This window comes from Paenibacillus rhizoplanae (assembly GCF_042684125.1).
Classification (GTDB): Bacteria; Bacillota; Bacilli; order Paenibacillales; family Paenibacillaceae; genus Paenibacillus_AQ; species Paenibacillus_AQ rhizoplanae.
The window spans coordinates 35,375-57,850 of record NZ_JBHUKY010000034.1; the positions used below are offsets into that span (position 1 = coordinate 35,375).

A 22,476-nucleotide genomic window follows, 5' to 3' on the forward strand; every position below is an offset into this window, starting at 1 on the left:
CCTTGTTGCATTATTTGCACAAATTTCGGTGTTCAGAGCAAGTTATCGCTGAATTTGTTGCAGTTCGTGCAGGATTTCAGCATAGACCGCTTCTTTGGGGCAGTATTGTTGCACTTATTGCAGGATTTCTCTTAAAATGTTACTAGCTGTGATGCATGGGGCCCTTCACTCGGCGCAGCAGCACCCATATGTATTCAGTTTTTCGATTACATGCCTGACTGGCTTATCCACAATAAAAGAAAATCATAATTTCCTAAACAGAAACAAAAGGCTGCCCTGATGTGGTACACCCCCACATACAGGACAGCCTTTTATTCCATCGCAGCCAGTCACATTAGGCCGTATTCTCAATAAACCATTGGCCCAATTCTTTAACCGGCATCGGACGTCCGTAATAGAAGCCCTGCATCACCCGGCAGCCCAGCGATTGCAGCAGCTCAATCTGCTCCGTAGTCTCCACGCCCTCGGCCACAACCTCCATGTTGAGATTGCTGGCAATGGCAATAATGTTGCTGATGATCGCTTTCTTGGAATGCATCTTGCTCTTGCGGATGAAGACCTGATCAATCTTCAGGGTGTTGACCGGAATCTCATCCAGATTGCCAAGCGAAGAGAAACCGGTTCCGAAATCATCCAGGGATACCCGCACCCCCAGCTCCCGCAGCTTGGAGAGCTGGGCTACCGTCTCCTCCATATTGTTCATCGCAATCGATTCGGTAATCTCCAGTTCAAGGAAATGCGGCGCAAGGCCCGAACGCGTTAGCGCCTCTTCCACTACCTCATACAGGCTTCCGCCTTCAAACATCCGCGCCGACATATTGATCGAGACTGCTACACTGGCAACCTTCGCCTGATGCCAGAGCATATTCTGTCCGCACACCTCATGCAGCATCCAGTATGTAATAGGGACAATCATTCCGGTCTCCTCGGCGATCGGAATGAACTCTCCCGGAGAGATGACGCCATGCTCCGGATGTCTCCAGCGCAGCAGCGCTTCAAGCCCCACGGTGACATTCAGCAGCGAATCCCATTTGGGCTGGTAGACCACCATGAATTCCGAGCGGGCCAGCGCCTTGCGCAGATCTTTCTCCAGTGACATCCGCCGTACCTGGTGACGGTTCATCTCCAGATCGAACACACTGAATTTATTCTTGCCCGAATCCTTGGAGGTATAGAGCGCCGTATCGGCTGCTTTCATTAGCGCCGAACGGTCGGTGCCGTGCGCCGGAGTCATGCTGATTCCCACGCTCGCAGTCACGTACAATTCATTGCCTTCAATGCTGTATGACTTCTTAAGCTCCTGGAGGATATGCTGTGCCACTTCCTCCGCCGCCACGACGGCGCAATCCGGCAGCGCTATCAGGAATTCATCGCCGCCAAGCCGGAACACCTTCCCCTGCCCGCCCACGCAGCAGGTTAGCCTGGCAGACACCTCGCGCAGCAGCAAGTCTCCAATATCGTGCCCCAGCGTATCATTAATTGACTTGAAGCGGTCCAGATCAACAAAAAACACAGCACCCGAGATCCCGCCGAAGAAATCATCCTTGAAGTAGCGCTCCAGCCCATGCCGGTTCGGCAGCTCGGTGAGCGGGTCATGATAGGCCATGCGCTCCAGGACATCCCTGTCCAGAAAAACGGTACCGCCGGAGATCGCCAGCACAAACAGGGTAACCAGTGAAATCCCCGTCAGGAGCACCACATCGGTCTCCAGCAGCATGGGCGCGGCCGCCTGCCAGTTGTAATTGTGCAGGTCGCTTGCTCTCAGACTCGTATAATGCATACCGGTAACCGCCAGGGCGATGAACAATGCCGAATACAGCTTCCAGCGGCTAAAGCCTGTATGATCCTTAAATCTGCGAAACATTAATACTCCGATGTAAGAAGCGGTAAAGGCAATTAGTACGGATACAGCCTGATCCACCATCCTGTAATGAATCTTGGCTTCCATCTCCATGGAGGACATTCCTGCATAATGCATGAACGATATCCCGCCGCCCAGTATCCCGCCGGCCGTAAGGAACCGCCAACTTCTCTGGCGGGGAGCCGTCACAATCTGAAGGGCTGCATAACAGAAGGACAGCACAATAAGCAGAGACAGCGCAGCCATCCCCGGATGGTAGCTGACCTTGAACGGCAGACGGCTGGCCATAATGCCGACAAAATGCATCGCCCAGATACCGCCTCCAAGCACACAGGTACCCGAGAGCAGCCAGAGACGCCTGACTCGTCCCGCGGAATGGGAAACCTGCGAAATCAGATTAAGCGCGGAGTACGCTGCGGCGGCAGCAAGCGCATAGGATAGTAAAACAATCCAGATATTATTGTGGATTCCCATTTGATCCATAGTTGACCTCTTCACCGGTTATAGTATCAGCGTCGTTTCAGTGTCTATCTGAAGGTAAAATCAATATACGAATAGCGGATAAATGGAAGAGTATATAAAGATTACAGGTATTCTCTGAAAACTTACTTCAGCTGTATTTTACCTTGTATTTGCCGGGCTGTCTAAGTAAATACTGGAACTTGGACCCTTTTTTGAACACCGGCAAAAATTGTCCATATTTGGCCTCAGCCGCCTGCGCGGAGGGTTGGAAAATTGCCGTCCTGCGGCAGGTCCCGCCGGAAGACCCTGTGCCAGATCCAGCCATTTGCAGCTACCAGAATTACCATATAGATGTATATTCCCGCAGGAATCAGGGTGAAGACATAGTGCACTCCGGCCAGCCCCGCCAGAATGAACAACTGTACAAAAGCGCTGCCGGTGAATTCCTTCCGCTGGGTGGCCTCATACTTCTCCGAGAACGGGAGCGCCTTCGGGAACGTAAGGAAGCAAATAACGGCATACAGCAGCAGAGCAAGCAGAACGACTATCATATCTGCAATAATCCAGGGGCCCATAAGCGCGATGAACACCGCCGCCTCCAGCATAAAGAGCGGCACCAGCAGCTTCACGACCGCTGCCTTCAGCATTCCCCGGTAGACCAGCCCCTTGCCCGGCAAAGGAATCACCTGGTAGATCCATGCCCCCTTGTAGCTGGCCGAGTAACGGATCATCTGTACGACTGTCATCAGCAGCAGTGCACAGTAGTAGATGAACAGATAGGACTTGGAGCTTCTGACCCCGGCCAGATCGCCGCTCCATACCTGATTGAAGATGAAGATAAAAGGAAAAATCATCGAGAAGCCGACGGTCGGATATACCCGGAGCTTGAACTCGCGTTCATTCTTCATCATCGACCAGGTGAAGCGGAAGAATATGGCCTCCGCCTTGTTCCGGCACACAATCTCCGACAGCACCCGGGCCAGCCGCCCGCTATCCCGGCCCCCTGCGCCATGCTCAGCCAGCTTCTGAAGGCTGCGTTCAAATACCGGCATCAGCCGGATATAGGCGGCGAACATCACGGCAGGCACCACCACAGACAGCGCCGTCAGAATAATCACTGACCGGCTTCCTGTTCCGCCGCCCAGCAGCTCGAACGGCGCCCCGAACCAGACCGGAGCCAGCAGGAAATGCCACCAGGCGGGAGTGAAATCCAGGCCCAGCGCCGATAGATTGAACATCCGACTAACCAGCTGCGCACCGACAGTTACTGCCACAGACAGGATAATCTGTACATAGTTGATGATGTCCTTGAGCTTTTCCCCGTCAAAGAACCTCAGGATCAGCAGATAGATTAGCGCCGTGAACACCAGAATGAAGCCGTCCATCAGCAGAATCTCAGCCGCGTACACGAAGAAGAAGCCCGGCCCGTGCCGGAATAGAGAGAACAGCAGCGAAGGGCCGGTGAAGGTCAGCGTTAAGGTTAGCAGATAGATCAGAATATGTAAGCTCTTGGCCATGTTCAGTGTGCGGCGGTCCACCGGCTTGGAGAAGAGGATATTCTTATCGCGCAAATCCAGCATCACCGTCGAGAAATCGGAGATCAGCGTCGTGGTGATCAGGAACATCACTATACTGAACAGCAGACTCATCATCAGCATATGATGATCTCTGGGCGCAACCATGGCGATCAGCATCAGCCCCAGCAGCAGATAGATCCACTGTATCCTAAAGGCGGAGCCCTCCATCTCCAGCTTGGAATTCTGTGACCCGGAGAACAGGGTAGGTGTCCGTCTGCCATCCATCGTCAACTTGACCTGAAGAATGCGGCGCATGAGCGCATAATCGGCTCCCAGGCCCTTAAAGATCCACTGTACCCGGTCAAGCAGCTTCAGAATCCGGAATTCAGTCATGCGCCGCACCCTCGCCAATCACGGCCACGAACTCACTGGCGATATCCCTGTATTGATCGAACCCGGTCAGCTGATTAAAAATCCCCTCCAGCGACCCCTCACGGCTCTGCTCCCGCAGCTGCGTGAAGGTTCCATCCGCTACAATCACGCCTCCATCCAGCAGGATGATCCGGCTGCTGATTCTCTCGACCACATCCATAATATGCGAGGAATAAAAGATCGTTTTGCCCCTGGCCGCAAGCGTGGCGAATATCTCCTTAACCACCATTACACTGTTGGCATCCAGCCCGCTGAGCGGCTCATCCAGAAACAGAATATCCGGGTCATGCAGCATACTGGCAATCAGCAGCACCTTCTGCTTCATTCCTTTGGAGTAGGAGGCAATCCGCATATCATAGGCCTTCTCCATGCCCAGCAGTCCTATCAGCTTCCGCGCTTTGTCATCAGCATCCGCCTGCTTCAGTCCATACAGCTCACCGGTGAAGGTCAGATACTCCCGCGCCGTCAGGCTGTCATACAGCTCCGCCACCTCTGGCACGTAGCCGATCCTTCTTTTATACGCCGTATCCCCGTCCGAGATATCCCTGCCAAAAATCCGTATGGTCCCGTTGTAGCCCTCCACCAGCCCGAGCATAATCTTGACGGTAGTGCTTTTGCCCGCACCATTGGGTCCGATGTAACCGATAATCTGTCCCCGGTAGACATTCAGATCAATCCCCCGCAGCACCATCCGGTCACTGTAATTCATCCACAAGCCCTCAATTGAAATGACCGGCTCTTCCGATAAGCCCATTGACGTTTCTCTCCCTTCGGTAAGCATACTCTTCGTTCCAGTAACAGAAAGTACCATTAACCCTATTCTAGCAAATTTTAGCACTTGATTCCTGTGATTTATCGCAGCGGGAATTCTGCATAGACCCGAAAACAGCAAAAAGAGCAGCCCTTAGGCTACTCTTGATGAATTTGCTATGCTACATCATGAAAAATAATTACCTTAGGCTGATTCGCTCACGCCTCCGGGCTGACTCCAGGCAGCTCTCGATCAGCTTCATATTCAGCAGCGGGTCCTCTTCCGCAATCCAGGGCTTGCCGCTGAAGACCGCCGTAGCGAAATGGTCAGCCTGCTGGACGTACGGGTTGGCTCCGAAGGCTTCGACTCGCCGGGGCTCTCCGCCGCCGTACACGAAGAACTCCGCATCATCGAATCTCGCATTGAACGGCATCGGAATCTCAATGCGTCCCTGCGTACCGAGCACCTCCAGCAGCTGACGGTTGTACGCCCACATCCCGCAGTCGAAGATCAGGCTCTTCCCGCCGGGAAACTCCACTAGCCCGGAGGCCATCATATCTACATTATCATGCTCCGGCGAGAACAGCGCGTGCACGGTTACGGCCTCCGGCTCTGTACCGAACAGCAGCCGCGCGGCTGTGAGCGGGTAGCAGCCGACATCATAGAGTGATCCGCCTCCCCAGGCAGCGTTGAAGCGGATGTTGGAGGTATCCGTAGCATCGTTGTAGGTGAATGTGCCGCGGATGGAACGCACCGCACCAATCTCGCCGCTGGCGATAATCACCTGCAGCTCATTGATGCGCGGATGATGGCGGTACATGTAGGCCTCTGCCAAGTGCACTCCCGCCTTCCGGCAGGCCTCTATCATCTCCGCCGCCTCACGGCTGTTCAGCGCAATCGGCTTCTCACATAAGATATGCTTGCCTGCTTCAGCCGCACGGATCACCCACTCATAGTGGAGATGATTCGGAAGCGGAATATAGACGGCATCCACCTCCGGGTCGGCAAGCAGCTCTTCATAGCTGCCATAGGCCCGTTCAATGCCGAATTCGGCGGCTACGCTACTGCTCTTCGTGAGTCCGCGGCTGGCAACTGCATGAATTACCCCGGTCTCGGACTCCTGGATAGCCGGCATTACCGAGCCTGTAGCGATCTGCGCGCAGCCCATAATTCCCCAGCGAAGCTTCTCTGCCATAGTTATCACCTTCCTTATCTTAGTGTGACCCATATAACAGCTATACCCAGCACAAGGATTCTTGCCGCACTCATAAGCACGAAATTCTTCACCGCCAGGATGAAGGTCGTGCCTTTATGCTGCTCCTGATAGAAGCGTGCAATATTGCGGCGCAGCGGAATCAGGGTCAGCAGGAGCAGCAGAACCAGGACCGGATGGACCCCGAGCAGCACCAGCACAATCAGATCGGCAAAAGACACATAATAGAGCAGCCTCCACAGCAGCAGCGCATTCTCCCGTCCGATGTACACCGGCAGCGTGTATCTGCGGTTGTCGATATCATCCTCGATATCGCAAATATTGTTCGCCAGCATAATTCCGGCAATACCTAGAATAGCCGGGACGGAGAACCAGAACAGATACAGCACCTCAAGGAAATTGATATGCAGGCTGATCCATTCCCCCTTCAGCAGCAGAGTGACCACCGCCTGATCCGAATGGATATAAGCCGAGATAAAAATAATAACAAACCCCATGAACAGCCCGGAGAACAGCTCCCCGAGCGGCATCCGCGAGATGGGGATCGGTCCGAAGGAGTACAGGATGCCGATCAGGAAGGAGAGTCCCCCGAGCAGAAATACCAGCAGTCCGGTCTGGAACACCAGGGCAATGCCCCCGCCTGCCGCCAGCACAAGGAGGATGACGATCAGCGCCACCACTGTAGACTCCTTCAGCTTGAAGCGGACAATCGGATTATGGGTCTCATACCCGTAGCCATGGGTTTTGGCGGCTTTTTTGAAATCATAATAGTTGTTGATCGCTGTTGTCGCCATATCAAAGCTTAAGAGGGACACCAGCATCAGCACGAAGCGCAGGATATAGAAATCCTCGAACCGGTACAGGGCATACAGCGTCCCCAGCAGCAGCGGGAGCATACTGGCCACCTTCGTCGGCAGCTCGACAAACTTGAAGAAAGTTCTTATATTCACGGCCATTCATCCTTATCAGTCATATGGGCACGTTACTGTGCGGTGGTTGTAATAGTAATCGGCGACCATTCTGCGATAACCGTCTGTCCGTGCGCCGACACGCTGCCTTCCGGGGTCAGGTCCTTCTCCGTCATGATGCCCAGAGCAATGGTGAAGCTATTGAATTTCACGGGCACATTCCGCTCGCGCCGCACTTCATTACCATTTACATAAAAGACAGCTTCATTGTTGCCCCGGTGGTAGGTGATGGCGTACGTGTTGAATTCGCGCGGCTTGAAGTCCGTATCCTCCTTGAAAATACAGAAGTACTTGGTTCCCCCTGTCTCGGGTACGGTTACCCCGGGGAACGGAAGGATTCCGTACACACTGGCGTATTTGTCGTTACCGGCGAAGAAATCAAGCGCAGCGCCTGTGGTGAAGTCCAGCAGATTCAGCGACACATAGCCGTCATACAGATCCCCCGGAGCAGTGCCCTGCGTGCGGGCGCGGATCTGCAGCTCGAAGCGGATTTCACCTTCCTCCGGGATGTCTACCGGCTGGGCTGAATAATACATATGCTTGGCATTATCCAGAATCTGGACCTGATCATGACGGCGGCTCAGCTGAGCCCGCACATACAGATGATCATTACGCACGATCACCACCGCTTCCGGCTCACGATACGCCCAGAACGAGCCGTCCGGCAGCTTGAAGCCGCCGGTTTGCCAGACCTTCCCTTCCTCCAGAATCGTATGGAAATCCCCGATTACCGTTTGCTTGCCCTGTACAGCAGGCATATCTTTGTTCGCTGGCAGATGCTTGTCCATGAATTCTCCCGCTTTCTGTAATGTAGTCATGTATCAATGCTTATATTAGTAGAATAGACCCTGGATCAGCAGCGCTGCCGCCATGATCACCCCGCAGCGTACGGATGCGCGCTGTGAAGCACCCATGAGCGGCAGGTAGGCTTCCGAAGGGTTCTCCGGCTGGAGGCTGCGGTAGATCCGTATCGGTGCAATAGCCGTCAATAGAGCGAGCAGCGCATATACCGGCAAGATATGAAGCAGCACACATGCAATCAGCGAAGCATAAGAGATGTAGAGCAGTACCTGTGAGAAGATCAGCGCCCTGCGCTCCCCCCATACCACGACCAGTGTGCGCTTTCCAGCCTGCTTGTCAGCTCTCCAGTGCAGAAAGTGATGATTGAACAGCAGCAGGGTGGTGAGCAGGCCGCTTGGCAGCGACAGCAGCGCAGGCTTCAGGCTGAACGCTCCGGTCTGAACGAAATAAGCGCCCAGCACCGGCATTAATCCAAAGGCCAGGAAGATCGCAAGCTCGCTGTAGCCCTTGCCCCGGTATCCGAACCGCAGCGGCGGCGCCACATAGAAATAAGCGATCAGCGCCCCTCCGGCCACAAACCACAGAATCTCCCAGCCGCTATACAGGCTGAGCAGCAGACCGCAGCCAGCCGCAACAGCCAGCAGCCCCCAGGTCAGCAGGGCAAACAGCGACTCCCGCATGACGCCCCCGGACAGAAATCCGGAGTTCGTAGAGATGGCTCCAGGTGTATGCTGGGCCTCTGTATCGGTTCCGTTGCGGAAATCCCACAAGTCATTCACCATATTGGAGAATAAATGGGCCGCAGCCGCTCCGACGAACGTTATCACAAATAAAAACGGATGGAATACTCCCTGCCATACATATGCCCCGACCGTTCCCAAGACAACCGGTATGAGCATAACGGGAATCACTCCAAACCGTGAGGCTTTCTTAAATATGGTCCACTTCTCCATCATGCCAAGAAATATCTCCTTTTATTATTATTTGATAATGATTATCATTAAATTATTATACATCAAAATTCGACACTTTGGGCAGATTTACGCTGCAAAATATTCCCTAATCGTGGTACACTATTAGGGATGGTACTTATTTCCTATTAGGTCTTAAATAATGAAGGGGATCAGATGAAACTCCGTAAAAAAATAATCATCTTCATTAGTTTTGTCGCTATCCTCGGAATTGGCGCCACCTATCTGATGCTTCACGTGTTTCTGCTGAACCGCTTCGAGAAGCTGGACAAGGCAGAGCTGGAGCGCAACCTGAGCAAGGCTGTTGCTGCTTATCATCAAGAGCTGGAGAAGCTGAGAACCGGGCTCCTGGATATTGCTGTCCGGGATGAAACCTATCAATTCATAGAGACCGCAGCAGCTACCGGCTCTGCTGACTCCGGCAGTACGGCTGCCGCCTTCCTCCGCAGCAGCCTTGAACCGACTACTTATCCAATGAATCATTTCGATATGATTGCCCTGCTGGATCTGGGCGGACAACCGCTGTACGGCGGATCTTATGATCTGCCGGCAGGAACAGTCACCCCGTTAACCCAGGAACAGCTAACGCTAATCAAGCTGATCAGAAGCCGTCTGCCTGTGCCGGGAACTCCCGGCGAGAGCCGGAGCGGCTTCGTTAATCTGGACAAGGGGACTATGCTAATTACCCTTACCCCTATTCTTAACAGCAGCAAGGACAAGCCGGTCATCGGAACGGCCATTGCCGGACGGATGCTGCACCAGGACGGGATCGCACAGCTCTGGGAGGATACCCTGTCCACGATGGAGATGTCGCGCCTCTCCACCCCCCTGCTTGCGGACAGCGGAGGCGAACGCATCTGGACCAGCCCTGTCTCAGGCGGGCAAATGTCCATTCATACGCTGCTAGACGACCTGTTCGATGATCCGGGAATGGTCCTCACCCTGAAGGAGCCGCGCCAGTTCTACAACAGCGGGATGAAGTCGCTCTCCACCTTCCGAATGTTCTATTTCATCTCTATTATGTTAATGCTGGGTTCCAGCATACTCTTCGTCAACCGGTTTATTCTGAGAAGGATGTCTTCTCTGGTACGCAACATCCGTATGATCGGCAGCAGCAAGGATCTGTCCATCCGGATTCCCAGCTCCGGGCAGGATGAATTCAGCGAAGTCGAGGTCGAATTCAACCGGATGATTGATTCACTGGAGCAGACCCACGATGAGCTGCGGCAGCAATCGATGCTGGACCCGCTGACCCGGCTGCCCAACCGCTCGCTGTTTTTTGACAAGCTGAATGAAGCAATTGCCGCCGTCAAGGGAAGTGACCGCCAGATCGTGCTGGTCTTCATTGATCTGGATCATTTCAAGACGGTGAACGATACCCTGGGCCATGACTTCGGCGATGCCATCCTGAAGGAGACTGCCTTCCGCATCACACAGGTTGTCGGCAGGCATGATGTGGTCTCCCGTCTCGGCGGGGATGAATTCACCATCCTGCTCTACGATGTTCCAGATGAAGACAGCATTGCCCGGCAGCTCTCCCGGATTCAGGAAGCCCTCTCCATGCCGCACCGGATCAAGGGGCATCTTCTATATAATACCGCCAGCATCGGCATCAGTATTTATCCGCAGAACGGGGAAGACGCCGATTATCTGGTCAAGCAGGCAGACCTGGCCATGTTCCATGTCAAGGAGACCGGCCGCAATAACATTTTTCAGTATTCAGAGGATCTCGAAGCAGGTATCCGCCGTAAAAAAGTGCTGGCCCAGCAGCTTCTCTCCGCTGCCGCCGGGAACGAGTTCGAGCTGCACTACCAGCCGATTGTCAGCACAGGACAATTCCAGGTATCCAAGGTGGAGGCTCTGCTGCGCTGGAATAGTCCAAGCTATGGAAACATCTCACCGGCTGAATTCATTCCGCTGGCGGAGAGCAGCGGCTCCATTGTCGGCATCGGCAGCTGGGTGCTGCGCCAGGTCTGCGCTGATATGCGCGAATTCCGCAGCCGGGGTCTTGAGCTTACCGCAGCGGTAAATATCTCCGCGCTGCAGCTCATGCAGCCAGGCCTGCTGGAGCTGCTCTTAGAGCTGCTGGATGAATATGAGCTGCCGGCCTCCAGTCTGGAGCTGGAGATTACGGAGAGCGTGCTCGTCTCCGGGGATGGCATCTTCCTGTCACTGCAGCAGCTTCGGGCCCATGGCTTCCGGATCTCACTGGATGACTTCGGCACCGGCTTCTCCTCCCTCAGCTATCTGCGCCGCTTCCCGGTCGATGTGATCAAGATTGACCGCTCCTTCATCTCCGAGATGTCACGGGAGGCTCAAGGGGATGTACTCGTCAAGGCGATTATCGAGCTGAGCCATAACCTTGGACTGCGCGTGGTCTCGGAAGGCATTGAGCAGCGAGAGCAATTCGATATGCTGTGCGAGCTGGGCAGCGACGAGCTTCAGGGATACTATATCAGCAGGCCGCTTCAGGCCCAGGCCCTTTATTCTTTTCTGGAGCAGGGTAGTTATTACACCAGACGATAAGACACTTCTTTTATAGGCAAGCTACTGACGATATGATATGATAGGCAGGCTGATAACAGCACCCGCCTTAGGGTGCTGTTATCCTATGCGTACACTTATGAAAATTGGAGGCTTTCATTGTCATGTCAGCTCAACCTCACACCGCTCAGTCCGTCAAAATTGTTACCGCCGACCCCAGCGCCATCGGCTTGTTCGGACTAGCCATCGTTACCCTGGTCGCTTCTTCACAAAAGCTCGAAATCACAACAGGTCTCAGCTACTGTATTCCATGGGCCATCTTCCTCGGAGCCTTCGCCCAGCTATTCGCATCCATCCAGGATGCCAAGCACAACAACACCTTCGGCATGACCGCCTTTGCCGCCTATGCGTTCTTCTGGTTCGGCATGGGGGCAAGCTGGCTGATCAAGCTCGGTGTGTTCGGTGCAGTGCTGGCAGAGGGCGTTGATCCCAAGCAGCTGGGATTTGTTTTTGCAGGATATCTTGTGTTCACACTCTTCATGACGCTCGGCGCCGTTGAGGCGAACCGTGTGCTGCTGATCATCTTCATCCTCATCGACTTCCTGTTCCTCGGCCTCTCGATGGATGCCTTCGGCGTTGCTGCGGAATTCTTCCACAAGCTGGCTGCCGTATCGGAAATGGCTATCGGTATCGTATCGCTCTACGGCTGCGGCGCATCTGTGCTCAATGCCCACTTCGGACGTACCTTCCTGCCCATTGGTGCCCCGCTAGGCATCTTCAAAAAATAGCATCCGGCCTTACAGCCGGTCAACCATCCCCTTCTTTCCAAAAGCCCGGATAAATACTTACTGCCCCTTTATGCAGACGGTGTTTATCCGTTTTTGGATTCAAGCGTTTTTTGTTAGGAATCCCCTTGCGCAAATACGATAAAAATGACATGCTATAGAAACATTAACGACATATATCGACATTTTTCTGCGGTCTAGGAACCGCTTATCATAAGCTTTGACATCTGCGGCTTTCATTTTTCCGGTATCGGGGGCAATCTATGGCTTTCCTTAGTAAAAAGCCTTTAACCATCATCATTGGCTTCATTATCGCTCTGCAGCTCAGCCTGTTCTATTACTATTCCGTTTCCCTGGCCCGGGAATACAGAGCCGTGAAGGCCGATCTGGCCTCCCAGGCGGTCATGCTGGCTTCGAACATCGAAGAGAGAGTGGCCATTGTGAAAGGGGTCAGCTCCTTTATTCAAACCGTCGGCTTCGATGCCGATCCTGCGCTGATCCATAACTACCTGGTCACCGCACACGCCAAGAACACCGGCAACGTCACCAATATCATGATCGCTCCGGACGGTCTGATCCGCTACCTCTACCCTCTTGAAGGCAATTCGTCACTGATAGGCAGAAGCCTGCTGCTGGATTCCTCCCTTGCCTCTCCCGGCATGATCCAAGAAACGCTCCGTTCCCGCAGCATTACAGTAGACGGTCCGCGCACACTTGCCCAGGGCGGCTATGGCATGGTGATCCGGCAGGCCATCTATAAGAACAATTCTCTGGAGGGCATCGTCTCCGTCACCGTGAAGGTAGATAATATCGTTAACCAGCTTGTGTATAAGGACAACAATATATATGTCACCACCAAGGATAATACCTTCCTGTTCGGCAATGAACCCCATACGAAGGACCCGCAGCTTACCGTTCCCGTGAACACCTACAACCAGCATTGGCTGATGGGTATTTCCCTGCCCGCCCACAAGAAATGGCAGGTGCTGCTCAGCGTGCTGTGGATCGATATTGCTTTTCTGCTGGTGATTGCCTTCATTCTTTATATCTTCTGGTATCAGAGCCGCTTTAACCGTGAACTGGAGCGGGTAGTCAGCATCCGGACCCGTGACCTGCGGATTTCCAAGCGTCTCTATGAAAAGCTTGCACATTACGACAGTCTGACGGAGATCCCCAACCGGCGTTTCTTCATGGACGAATTCGGGCGTCTGCTGCAGAGCTCGGAGCCGACGCAGACCTATACCTTATTCTTTTTCGACCTGAACCGGTTCAAAGAGATCAATGATACGCTCGGCCACTCTACGGGGGATCAGGTGATCAAGACCCTGGCTGGACGGCTGAAATCCGGGAGCCTGCCCTTCAAGCTGTTCGCACGTACCGGCGGAGATGAATTCGTGATGATCTTCGCGGGCCTGCCGCACACGGATATTCCTGTGATCGCCGAGCGGATCAGCACGCTGATCTCCCAGACCCTCCTGATCGCCGGAGCTCATCTGAGCCTGTCCACCAGCATTGGCATTTCCCTGTACCCCGAGCATTCGCAAAATACGGACGATCTGCTGAAATTCGCCGATATGTCGATGTACCAGGCCAAGTTACAAGAGGGCACCAACTACTTCATCTTCGACTGGGAGCTGCGCGAGAAGCTGGAGCAGAAGACGATGATTGCCAAATATCTGCACTCCGCCCTGGAGCGGGAAGAATTCGTGCTCTACTATCAGCCCCAGATCAATGCCGTCACAGGGGAAATGATCGGGATGGAGGCGCTGATCCGCTGGAATCACCCCGAGAAGGGGCTGATTGGACCGGGGACATTCATCACCGCCGTCGAAGAAGCCGGGCTGATGATCCAGCTGACCGACTGGGTGCTGCGTGAGGTGTGCCGCCAGCTCTGCGAGTGGCGCAGCCTGGGGATGCCGCTGCTGCGGACCTCGATTAATATCTCCAATAGCTGGTTCTACAACCGTAACCTGATTGAGAATCTGTTCGCCGTGCTGGAGGAGTACGGGCTGGATACCGATGTGCTGGAATTCGAGATTACCGAGAGCACCGCGCTGCTGGAGGAGCATTATCCGCTGCTGCAGCAGATGCGCGATCACGGGATCATCGTCTCCATCGATGATTTCGGGACGAAATATTCATCGCTGAATTACCTGAAGCATTTTCCCGTGAACAAAATCAAAATTGACCGCACCTTCATCACCGGCATCGGCGTCAGCTCCATTGATGAAACCATCATCAAATCCATCGTCTTCGTCGCTTCCCAGCTTGGCTATGACCTGATTGCCGAAGGGGTCGAGACGCAGGAGCAGCTGGCCTTCCTGCTGCAGCACAATTGCCCGCATATCCAAGGGTTCCTGTTCTACCCTCCGCTGCCTGCCGATGAGATCCGCAAGCTGGCTTCCTGAGCCCGGCAAGCCTCTTTGCACGCGGAATGGAGGATCGGTATAATTAGCTTAATTCGATGTTAACCCGAAAGGATTATGAGACCATGAATACATTGACTACCGGCGAAATGGCCGGAACCGCCCTCTTTGCGCTGATCCTCGCCCTCCTGGCGTACCGCATTATCCGAGGCATGCCAAAGATGGCCGGAGACATTACTGCCTTCCGCAAACGGACCCTCGTCTGGACCCAGGTCGCCCTGGTGCTTACCGTCCTTCAGCTCAACTTCAAGGCCGGGGACTGGCGCTTCGGCATCATCCTGGGCCTGATCGTCCTGTTCACCGGCAGCATCTGGCTGTCCGCCCGCCGCTATGACAACGCCCGCCAGGCTCAGTCTGCAGCAGATCAGCAGGAGAACAATAAAGAATAACCCGCGATATGAAGTGAATTCAAGCATCGAATATGCTGTACTGTTACTATACAGAAGTCTTGAGCTTGGACTTGTGCTCGTACATTGCCTTGTCGGCATACGTAAAAACGGTATGAATATTATCCCGGCCCCTTGTAATAAAAACAGAGTATCCATACGCAAGCACAATAGGGAATACCCGGTTGCTGTTGATATCTTTGGCTGCATGATCGAGCTCATTCAAAGCCCTGTCCACTTCCGCCGCTGGTATATCCTTGCACAGCACACAAAATTCATCACCGCCGATTCTAAAGGGGCTTCCGATGCCCTTGAAGCTCTGTTTAATGACATTTGCACAATCCAGAATGGCTTCATCTCCGGCAGTATGTCCAAAGCAGTCATTGATTGTCTTCAATTGATTCAAATCTATGACCACAACCACCACTTGCTCGCTGGTATTTCCGTAATGTTCTATAGCCTTTTCAAATGCAGCACGATTCTTGATCAGGGTAGGTGCATCATAAGTAAACTGCAGCTCACGCAGATAAACATAGTACATCAACAGGGATATTGCGACGCTTGCCCATATCACGATGATATCGGCATACATGATTTGGATCACCATGCATAGGACAGGCACGAGTAAAATGAGGATTAATACCTTGTTATCCTCCTGTTCGTATCCTGCGTGATTTCTCAGAAGAGCCATGGTGAGCCCAATAACATAATACGTACTTACGATTGCCGGCAACATAAAGAAGCTCCCGCGTATATAATGGCCTGTGGCATCTACATCAAAAACCCAAGCTGTCCAATAGCTAAGCATACATATACATGCATTAATAAGGAGCGGTGTCCACAGCAGCAGGCTACTAAGGACACTACGCTTGCTGTTCCTGTTTAGATAAAGCAAAAGCAAGGGCACAAGGGGGCTAAGAGAAAAGCCCAGACTATTCATAATCCGGTGCGGAATTACATAGCTTGCGCTACTGTTATTCCCAAGATAGACTGTTCCGGTCTCCAACAACAGCAAAACAATGGTGGTAACCGCCGCACACAAATAAATTTTGGTTTTTTGACGGTTAACGACGTTATTCTTCTTCGCAAAGCTGATGGTCAAGCATAATGAAAATATACCAAGGGTATTCTCAACAATAGTAGCTGTCATATCTTTATCCCCACCAGCCCATCCTGTCCTTATTAACTGAATTCCGTCACCTGTTGCAGCTTTCCTAGATTATACATCCATTTCCGGACGTTTCCCATCATTTCCTATAGCCAGTATAAGAACCACATTGCTCAACGCTTCCTAACTTCAGGATTTTGCAGCTTGACATTTTCGCAGGCATATTTCCCCTCTCCCTAACCATACTAATGACATTCTATGGATACCGATGGAGGGCTGATGAATGGGCAAAAAACTGAATCTGCTGATGTTCAGCGGGGAGTATGACAAGGCGATGGCCGGGCTGATTCTGGCGAATGCGGCCAGGGATATTGAGGTGGAGGTTACGATGTTCTTCTCGTTCTGGGGGCTGTTTCTCGTCCGGGACCCGGAGACTATGACGCTAGAGGATAAGAGTATCTACGAGAAGCTGATGGACGTCATTACTCCCAAGGGGCCGGAGCAGCTGCCGCTCTCGCGGATGAACTTCAGCGGGCTTGGCAAGCTGATGCTGGAGGAGATGATGGAGGACCAGGGGGCACCGAAGCTGATACATTTTCTGAAGGGGGCGCGCAAAAAGAACATCAAGTTCTACGCCTGCAAGCTCTCGGTGGAGATCATGGGCTTCAAGCCGGAGGAGCTGCTGCCCGAGGTGGAGATTATCGATGCCGCCGCATATCTGAAGGATGCGCTGGAGAGCGATATCCAGCTCTTTATCTGAGGGATATGGGCTTTAACCTAATTACGCCACCGGGCATATACTGAGGCTGACGAAGACGGATTGGTTACGCCCGGCGGGTACGCGGAGGCTACGGCCCGCATGATACTTGCCTTGCGCAGCACCAGAGCCTGCCGGAATCCGTCTGATTGATAGAGTATTCATTGCCTGGAGGGATTGCCCGTGCTGAGTATCCACCGCGCCGCTGCGGCAGACGCGCCTTCTTCACTGCAAGAGCATTTCGCGGCATTCCGTGAGCACACTGTCGGCAGCCGCCATCTGATCTCCACCCCCTACGGACGTCAGCCGCTGCTGTATGCCGACTGGACGGCCAGCGGCCGCCTGTATGAGCCGATTGAGCGCAAAATACAGGAGACCTTCGGCCCCTATGTCAGCAATCCGCATACCGACTCCAACACCACGGGCCTGACCATGACCCTGGCTTACCATGAAGCACGAAACATCATCCGGCAGCATGTGAATGCCGCCCCCGCAGATGCCCTGCTCTTCTGCGGCAACGGCACCACCGGCGCGGTGAACAAGCTGCTGCGGATCATGGGCCTGAAGCTGCCGGAATGGCTGAAGCCGGAACCCCTCTGCGCACCGGAGGAGCGCCCGGTTATCTTCGTCAGCCATATGGAGCATCATTCCAATCTGCTGCCCTGGCAGGAGAGCTTCGGCGAGGTAGTTACCGTTCCCTCCGGGCCGGGCGGAGAGATGGATCTGCAGCGGCTCGGGGAGCTGCTGGAGATCTACCGGAACCGCCGCTTCAAGATCGGCTCCTTCACCGCCTGCTCCAATGTCACCGGCATCGACACCCCGTATCACCAGCTTGCTGCGCTCATGCACCGGCATGGCGGGGTATGCTTCGTGGATTTCGCAGCCAGTGCCCCTTACCAGGAGATCAATATGCATCCGGCAGCCCCGCAGGAGAAGCTGGACGCCATCTTCTTCTCGCCGCATAAATTCCTCGGCGGCCCGGGAACCGGCGGCGTGCTGCTGTTCGACACCGCGCTTAGTAACGGCCGTCTGCCGGATGAGCCCGGCGGCGGCACCGTGGTATGGGTGAACCGCTGGGGCGGACGCCGCTACATTGATGATGTTGAGGTGCGCGAGGACGGGGGCACCCCCGGCTTCCTGCAGGCAATCCGCACCGCGCTCTGCGTGAAGCTGAAGGAGCAGATGAACGGAACCGGACAATATATGATCGTCCGCGAACAGGAGCTATGCCGGAATCTGCTCTCGGGGCTTGCGCAGATTCCCGGCTGCAACGTGCTGGAGGGCGTACACCGTAAGCGGCATGGTATTGTCTCCTTCACGCTGAAGGAGATTCATTACAACCTAGCGGTACGGCTGCTGAATGACCGCTTCGGCATTCAGGCGCGCGGCGGCTGCTCCTGTGCCGGTCCGTACGGCCATCAGCTGCTCGGGCTGAACCCGGCGCAGTCCCAGGCGTTCATCCAGGCGATCCATGCCGGGGACCAGTCGCTGAAGCCGGGGTGGGTCCGCCTGTCCCTGCACCCGATCATGACGGACCGGGAGGTCGAGCATATGGTCTTCGCCGTACAGTCTATCGTCAGCAATATTGGGGAATGGAGTAAGGATTACCGCTACAATGCTGTCACCAACAGCTGGCTTCATACCGGGGAGAGAGGCGTTATAGAGGAGAATGAGGAGATCCGTAAATTATTTGTGCTGTAGCGGAGCGTTGCCGCGCAGCTCCCGCTCCCGCGCCAGCCGGGCGAATCTGGCTTCAATCGCTTTAACCCCCCAGAGTGAAGCTCCGATAAACAGCAGCACATAGATGATCTCCGCCGGATGACGGATGAACCGCTGCACATCATTGCCGATATAGGATACCGCAAATACCATAATGGCTTTGCCGGCGCACAGCGCAATCAGGTACGAGCGCAGCCGCATTCCGGCCAGCCCCGCCGCCATATTAATCACCACGAACGGACCCACCGGAAACAGACTAAGCAGGAACACATAGCTGAACCCGCTCTGGCGGACCCAGGTCATCGCTTTGGCTACCTTGGGCCGCTTGGCCCATTTGCTGAGGTAGGGATGTCCAGCAATTTTGCGGATAATCAGGAAAGTGACCGTACAGCCTGCAACCAGACCGATCCAGGAATACAGGAACCCCAGCCATAACCCGTACACCGCCCCATTCAGCCCCACAATCGCTATAGTCGGCAGCGGGGGCACGAACGATTTCATGAAGGTAAGCCCCACACCGGGCAACGGCCCGAACGAGCGGTATTGCTCCAGCAGCAGAAGCAGGCGCTCCTCGGTCAGCCATGACATAATATTTAAAAAGAACATTTCTTCAGCGCTCCTCAAGTACGATCTGAAATTCAATTATACAACACTTCCGGCGGGAATTAGAAGGAGGCTGGACAAGCGCAAGCTGCCGGAGATATGATGAAATTATGAGAACCTTTGATTATAGTCTGCTGGCCAAAAGAGTGCTCGCCCTGTTATGCATCGGCCTGCTCACCGCAGTGGTGCTGATTCCCCTGCTCGGCTCCTCGTCTGCCTGCTACAGCCCACGGTCAGGATGGGCCGATTTGTCCTCCTGCACCTTCGATAATTCTGCCGTCTACCCGCTCAGAGGGGAATGGGAATTCTACTGGCAGGAGCGGCTGGAACCCCAAGAGACCCTATCCCGAACCGCAGAGGCGCCGGCCTATATGCCCGTGCCCGGCGCTTGGGGCCGGGGGTCAGAGGCTACCGGCTTCTCCCGCTACGGATATGCGACCTACCGTCTGCTGGTTCAGCTGCCGCCGGGAGTTCCCGCCTTCGCCCTCAAGGTGAGCAATATCCGCAATGCCAGCGAGGTATATGTAAATGGCGAGCGCCTGGGCGGAAGCGGAACGCCGGGGGAATCCCGGGAGACCACCAAGCCGCGCAACCATCCGTATTCCCTGACTTTTCACAGCAGGGATAACCTGGCGGAGATTCTGATACATACGTCTAATTTCACTTATTCTAACGGAGGCATTGCGGAGCCTATCCGGATCGGCACTCCTGCTGCTATAGCTGCCATCGACCAGCGGAACCGGACCTACGACACTTTGCTGGTGGCAGGCTTTGCTTTTATCGGCTGCTATTTCATCGGCCAGGGCTTGCAGCGTAAAGAGGACAAGTCCTCGCTTCAGCTGGCCGTCTACTGCTTCGTGATCGCCCTCTACATGCTGACTCACAGTGAGAAGCTGCTCTTCGAGTACCTTCCATCCCTCTCCTATGAAGGATTCAGCAAGCTGCAGGCGGTGTCGGGTGTAGTCGGGTTCTATTGCGTGTCCAGCTATACCCATTCTTTGTTTCCCGCACTCTATTCCCGGCTCTTCAAGCGGATCTGTTTCGTATATGCCTTGTGCTTCTGCACCATTGTACTGTTCACCACACTGCCTGTATATTCGCGGATTACAGCGGTGCTGCTGGCCTTCAGCTTCATCTCTGTCTGCTATACCTTCTATGTCATGGTCAAGGCTGCCTGGCAGAGGGAGACCGGTTCTAACTATCTGCTGATCGGTGTGATTGCCGCAGTCATGTTCACCTTATCCTTAGTCAGCAATCTGTTCTTCGGTACCGAACTCTACGCTGTTCCGCCGGTAGCCGGCCCAATCTTCATTCTTGCCGAAGGGCTGTTCCTGTCTGCGCGCCACGCCCATGCCTACGAGACCATTAAGCAGCTGTCCCGGCAGCTGGAGCGCAAGGATAGGGATAAAGACGAGTTCCTGCTGAAGACCTCCGCCGAGCTGCGTACGCCGCTGAATGCCATCATTAACGTGGCGTTATCCATGCATGAGGGAGCCGGAGGACCGCTTAGCCCGTCCCAGCGGGAGGATATGCGGCTGATTCTCGGTACTGGCAGAAGGCTGGCCTTCCTGGTCAGGGATATTCTCGATTATGAACAGATCAAGCGCCAGCGCATCACCCTGCAATGGGGGACCGTCGATATCCAGGGAGTGGCGGCCATTGTCATTGAGGTCTTCCAGTTCCTGAACAAAAAGGGCAGCATCCGCATCAAAAATCACATCCCGCCGGGCCGCTTCCTGGTCCAGGCCGATGAACAACGGCTGATGCAGATCCTCTATACCCTGCTGGATAATGCGCTGAAATTCACGGACCGCGGCAGCGTGGTCATCGAGGCCGCCTGGCAGGAGGAGTTCCTCTCCATTGCTGTCACCGATACCGGAAAGGGCATTCCCGAAGATCAGCTGGACTTTATCTTCCGCGACTATGAGCAGATCAGCGAGGCCGATTCCCTTGAGTCCGGAGGCCTCGGGCTGAGCCTTGCGATCAGCCGTAAGCTGGTAGAGCTGCATGGCGGGAGCATCTCCGTCTCTTCCCTGGTTGGCCGGGGCAGCACATTCACCTTCACGCTTCCGGGCAACGAGGCGGAAGCCGCCGCTGCTGCCCAGACCGGAGAGCAGGCGCTCTTAAGGCAAGCGTATACCCCGCCGGAAATGCTGGATGATCTCTGGAAATACCGGTCGGCTGCTCCGCCGCAGTCCAGCGGACAAGCCGTTCCCTATGCGCCGCGAATCCTGATCGTAGATGACGACTATGCCAACCTGAAGGCACTGACCAACCTGCTGGCGCTGGAGAATTACAGCATCGCAAGCCGCAGCAGCGGCAAGGAAGCGCTGGCGCTGCTGGCTGTAGACCGTAATTTCGATCTCTGCATAATCGATGTCATGATGCCCGAAATGTCCGGGCTGGAGCTGTGCAGGATCATCCGCCAGACCTACACCCCGCTGGACCTGCCGATCCTGATGGCTACAGCCGGGCAGCAGCTTCACTTCAACGAGGCGGCGTTCCGCGCCGGAGCCAATGATTTTATCCATAAGCCTTATATCTGGAGCGATCTGAAGGGACGGGTCAACACGCTGGTTCAACTACGGCGGTCTGTCTCCGAACGGCTCAGCTCGGAGATCGCCATGCTGCGTGCGCAGATCAAGCCGCATTTTCTATACAACGCTATTAATACAATCATCTGGATGAGTACACGTGACACTGAGAAGACGCAGCAGCTGCTATACGATCTAAGCCATTTCCTGCGCGGCAGCTTCGACTTCAGCAACCAGGAGACCGCCATTCCGTTCGAGAAAGAGCTAGAGCTGATCGAAGCCTATCTGTCGCTGGAGCAAGCCCGGTTCGGGAAGCGGCTGAATGCCGAGTATCGTATTGAGGTCAGTGAATTCCCGTTGCCGCCGCTGATTGTTCAGCCTATTGTAGAGAATGCTGTTCGTCACGGACTGATGGAGAAGATCGATGGAGGAACGGTAGTCATCTCCACCCGGCAGGCGGGTGGTGATATCCTGATCACCGTCTCGGACAACGGGAAGGGAATGAGCGATGAACAGCTAGCCTCGTGGATGAAGGACGACTACCGGTCTTCGCATGGCGAAGGCACCGGAATCGGCCTGCGGAATATTAACCGCCGGCTGCTCACACAGTTCGGGCGTCCGCTGATCCTTACACGGGGAGCCAGCGGAGGTATAGATGTACTGATAACTATCCCATGGAAGGAGGAGGTCTCCTGAGT

General features: G+C 54.5%; 16 protein-coding genes. 7 read left to right on the forward strand and 9 right to left on the reverse strand.

The window, feature by feature from the left end; all coding sequences use genetic code 11:
* Nucleotides 1–334: 334 nt before the first annotated feature.
* The 7 genes from ACFSX3_RS21120 to ACFSX3_RS21150 form a co-directional block, all read right to left on the reverse strand.
* Nucleotides 335–2,344, reverse strand: coding sequence for a putative bifunctional diguanylate cyclase/phosphodiesterase (locus ACFSX3_RS21120; RefSeq protein ID WP_209989215.1), 2,010 nt, complete (start codon nt 2,342–2,344; stop codon nt 335–337).
* A gap of 224 nt (nt 2,345–2,568) precedes the next feature.
* Complete coding sequence (locus tag ACFSX3_RS21125; protein ID WP_209989218.1) at nt 2,569–4,233, reverse strand: hypothetical protein; 1,665 nt, start codon at nt 4,231–4,233, stop codon at nt 2,569–2,571.
* On the reverse strand, nt 4,226–5,026 hold the full coding sequence (locus tag ACFSX3_RS21130) for an ABC transporter ATP-binding protein (RefSeq protein WP_209989221.1): 801 nt from the start codon (nt 5,024–5,026) through the stop codon (nt 4,226–4,228). Before ACFSX3_RS21130 ends, ACFSX3_RS21125 begins: the two co-directional genes overlap by 8 nt.
* A gap of 196 nt (nt 5,027–5,222) precedes the next feature.
* Nucleotides 5,223–6,218 carry a Gfo/Idh/MocA family protein gene (locus tag ACFSX3_RS21135; RefSeq protein WP_209989224.1) on the reverse strand — a complete coding sequence of 332 codons (996 nt, stop codon included), beginning with the start codon at nt 6,216–6,218 and terminating at the stop codon, nt 5,223–5,225.
* 14 nt (nt 6,219–6,232) lie between these two features.
* Complete coding sequence (locus ACFSX3_RS21140) at nt 6,233–7,186, reverse strand: 1,4-dihydroxy-2-naphthoate polyprenyltransferase (RefSeq protein ID WP_209989227.1); 954 nt, start codon at nt 7,184–7,186, stop codon at nt 6,233–6,235.
* Nucleotides 7,187–7,218: 32 nt separating this feature from the next.
* Nucleotides 7,219–7,962 carry a DUF6081 family protein gene (locus tag ACFSX3_RS21145; protein ID WP_209989417.1) on the reverse strand — a complete coding sequence of 248 codons (744 nt, stop codon included), beginning with the start codon at nt 7,960–7,962 and terminating at the stop codon, nt 7,219–7,221.
* A 75-nt stretch (nt 7,963–8,037) separates the two neighbouring features.
* Nucleotides 8,038–8,961 (reverse strand): prenyltransferase, encoded by a 924-nt coding sequence (locus tag ACFSX3_RS21150; RefSeq protein WP_339220850.1) that lies wholly within the window; start codon nt 8,959–8,961, stop codon nt 8,038–8,040.
* Between the two features lie 171 nt (nt 8,962–9,132).
* Between ACFSX3_RS21150 and ACFSX3_RS21155 the strand changes: the two genes are divergently transcribed.
* From ACFSX3_RS21155 to ACFSX3_RS21170, 4 genes are all read left to right on the forward strand, one after another.
* Nucleotides 9,133–11,502 carry a bifunctional diguanylate cyclase/phosphodiesterase gene (locus ACFSX3_RS21155; RefSeq protein ID WP_209989230.1) on the forward strand — a complete coding sequence of 790 codons (2,370 nt, stop codon included), beginning with the start codon at nt 9,133–9,135 and terminating at the stop codon, nt 11,500–11,502.
* A gap of 122 nt (nt 11,503–11,624) precedes the next feature.
* Nucleotides 11,625–12,248, forward strand: a complete 624-nt coding sequence (locus ACFSX3_RS21160) for an acetate uptake transporter (protein WP_209989232.1) — start codon at nt 11,625–11,627, stop codon at nt 12,246–12,248.
* Nucleotides 12,249–12,508: 260 nt separating this feature from the next.
* Complete coding sequence (locus ACFSX3_RS21165; protein ID WP_209989234.1) at nt 12,509–14,653, forward strand: bifunctional diguanylate cyclase/phosphodiesterase; 2,145 nt, start codon at nt 12,509–12,511, stop codon at nt 14,651–14,653.
* A gap of 83 nt (nt 14,654–14,736) precedes the next feature.
* Nucleotides 14,737–15,060: a hypothetical protein gene (locus ACFSX3_RS21170; protein WP_339220857.1), complete on the forward strand. Its 324-nt coding sequence runs from the start codon at nt 14,737–14,739 to the stop codon at nt 15,058–15,060.
* A gap of 46 nt (nt 15,061–15,106) precedes the next feature.
* On the opposite strand, the gene ACFSX3_RS21175 is transcribed toward ACFSX3_RS21170, so the two are convergent.
* Complete coding sequence (locus tag ACFSX3_RS21175) at nt 15,107–16,207, reverse strand: GGDEF domain-containing protein (RefSeq protein ID WP_209989241.1); 1,101 nt, start codon at nt 16,205–16,207, stop codon at nt 15,107–15,109.
* A gap of 241 nt (nt 16,208–16,448) precedes the next feature.
* On the opposite strand from ACFSX3_RS21175, the gene ACFSX3_RS21180 reads away from it, so the two are divergent.
* Nucleotides 16,449–16,925, forward strand: a complete 477-nt coding sequence (locus ACFSX3_RS21180; RefSeq protein ID WP_076080972.1) for a DsrE/DsrF/DrsH-like family protein — start codon at nt 16,449–16,451, stop codon at nt 16,923–16,925.
* 180 nt (nt 16,926–17,105) lie between these two features.
* On the forward strand, nt 17,106–18,623 hold the full coding sequence (locus tag ACFSX3_RS21185; protein WP_209989248.1) for an aminotransferase class V-fold PLP-dependent enzyme: 1,518 nt from the start codon (nt 17,106–17,108) through the stop codon (nt 18,621–18,623).
* Here ACFSX3_RS21185 and ACFSX3_RS21190 read toward each other — a convergent pair.
* Nucleotides 18,609–19,247 carry a TVP38/TMEM64 family protein gene (locus ACFSX3_RS21190; protein WP_209989252.1) on the reverse strand — a complete coding sequence of 213 codons (639 nt, stop codon included), beginning with the start codon at nt 19,245–19,247 and terminating at the stop codon, nt 18,609–18,611. The two genes, ACFSX3_RS21185 and ACFSX3_RS21190, sit on opposite strands and share 15 nt — an antisense overlap.
* Before the next feature lie 107 nt (nt 19,248–19,354).
* Here ACFSX3_RS21190 and ACFSX3_RS21195 point away from each other — a divergent pair, with 107 nt between their 5' ends.
* Nucleotides 19,355–22,474, forward strand: coding sequence for an ATP-binding protein (locus ACFSX3_RS21195; protein ID WP_209989255.1), 3,120 nt, complete (start codon nt 19,355–19,357; stop codon nt 22,472–22,474).
* The last annotated feature ends 2 nt before the right edge of the window (nt 22,475–22,476 follow it).

Excerpts from the sequence above, each read along its gene's own strand:
- ACFSX3_RS21120 (WP_209989215.1), bottom strand. The coding sequence starts at position 2,344 with ATGGATCAAATGGGAATCCACAATAATATCTGGATTGTTTTACTATCC.
- ACFSX3_RS21160 (WP_209989232.1), top strand. The coding sequence starts at position 11,625 with ATGTCAGCTCAACCTCACACCGCTCAGTCCGTCAAAATTGTTACCGCC.
- ACFSX3_RS21125 (WP_209989218.1), bottom strand. The coding sequence starts at position 4,233 with ATGACTGAATTCCGGATTCTGAAGCTGCTTGACCGGGTACAGTGGATC.
- ACFSX3_RS21150 (WP_339220850.1), bottom strand. The coding sequence starts at position 8,961 with ATGATGGAGAAGTGGACCATATTTAAGAAAGCCTCACGGTTTGGAGTG.
- ACFSX3_RS21195 (WP_209989255.1), top strand. The coding sequence starts at position 19,355 with ATGAGAACCTTTGATTATAGTCTGCTGGCCAAAAGAGTGCTCGCCCTG.
- ACFSX3_RS21180 (WP_076080972.1), top strand. The coding sequence starts at position 16,449 with ATGGGCAAAAAACTGAATCTGCTGATGTTCAGCGGGGAGTATGACAAG.
- ACFSX3_RS21155 (WP_209989230.1), top strand. The coding sequence starts at position 9,133 with ATGAAACTCCGTAAAAAAATAATCATCTTCATTAGTTTTGTCGCTATC.
- ACFSX3_RS21135 (WP_209989224.1), bottom strand. The coding sequence starts at position 6,218 with ATGGCAGAGAAGCTTCGCTGGGGAATTATGGGCTGCGCGCAGATCGCT.
- ACFSX3_RS21175 (WP_209989241.1), bottom strand. The coding sequence starts at position 16,207 with ATGACAGCTACTATTGTTGAGAATACCCTTGGTATATTTTCATTATGC.
- ACFSX3_RS21190 (WP_209989252.1), bottom strand. The coding sequence starts at position 19,247 with ATGTTCTTTTTAAATATTATGTCATGGCTGACCGAGGAGCGCCTGCTT.
- ACFSX3_RS21130 (WP_209989221.1), bottom strand. The coding sequence starts at position 5,026 with ATGGGCTTATCGGAAGAGCCGGTCATTTCAATTGAGGGCTTGTGGATG.
- ACFSX3_RS21145 (WP_209989417.1), bottom strand. The coding sequence starts at position 7,962 with ATGCCTGCTGTACAGGGCAAGCAAACGGTAATCGGGGATTTCCATACG.
- ACFSX3_RS21170 (WP_339220857.1), top strand. The coding sequence starts at position 14,737 with ATGAATACATTGACTACCGGCGAAATGGCCGGAACCGCCCTCTTTGCG.
- ACFSX3_RS21165 (WP_209989234.1), top strand. The coding sequence starts at position 12,509 with ATGGCTTTCCTTAGTAAAAAGCCTTTAACCATCATCATTGGCTTCATT.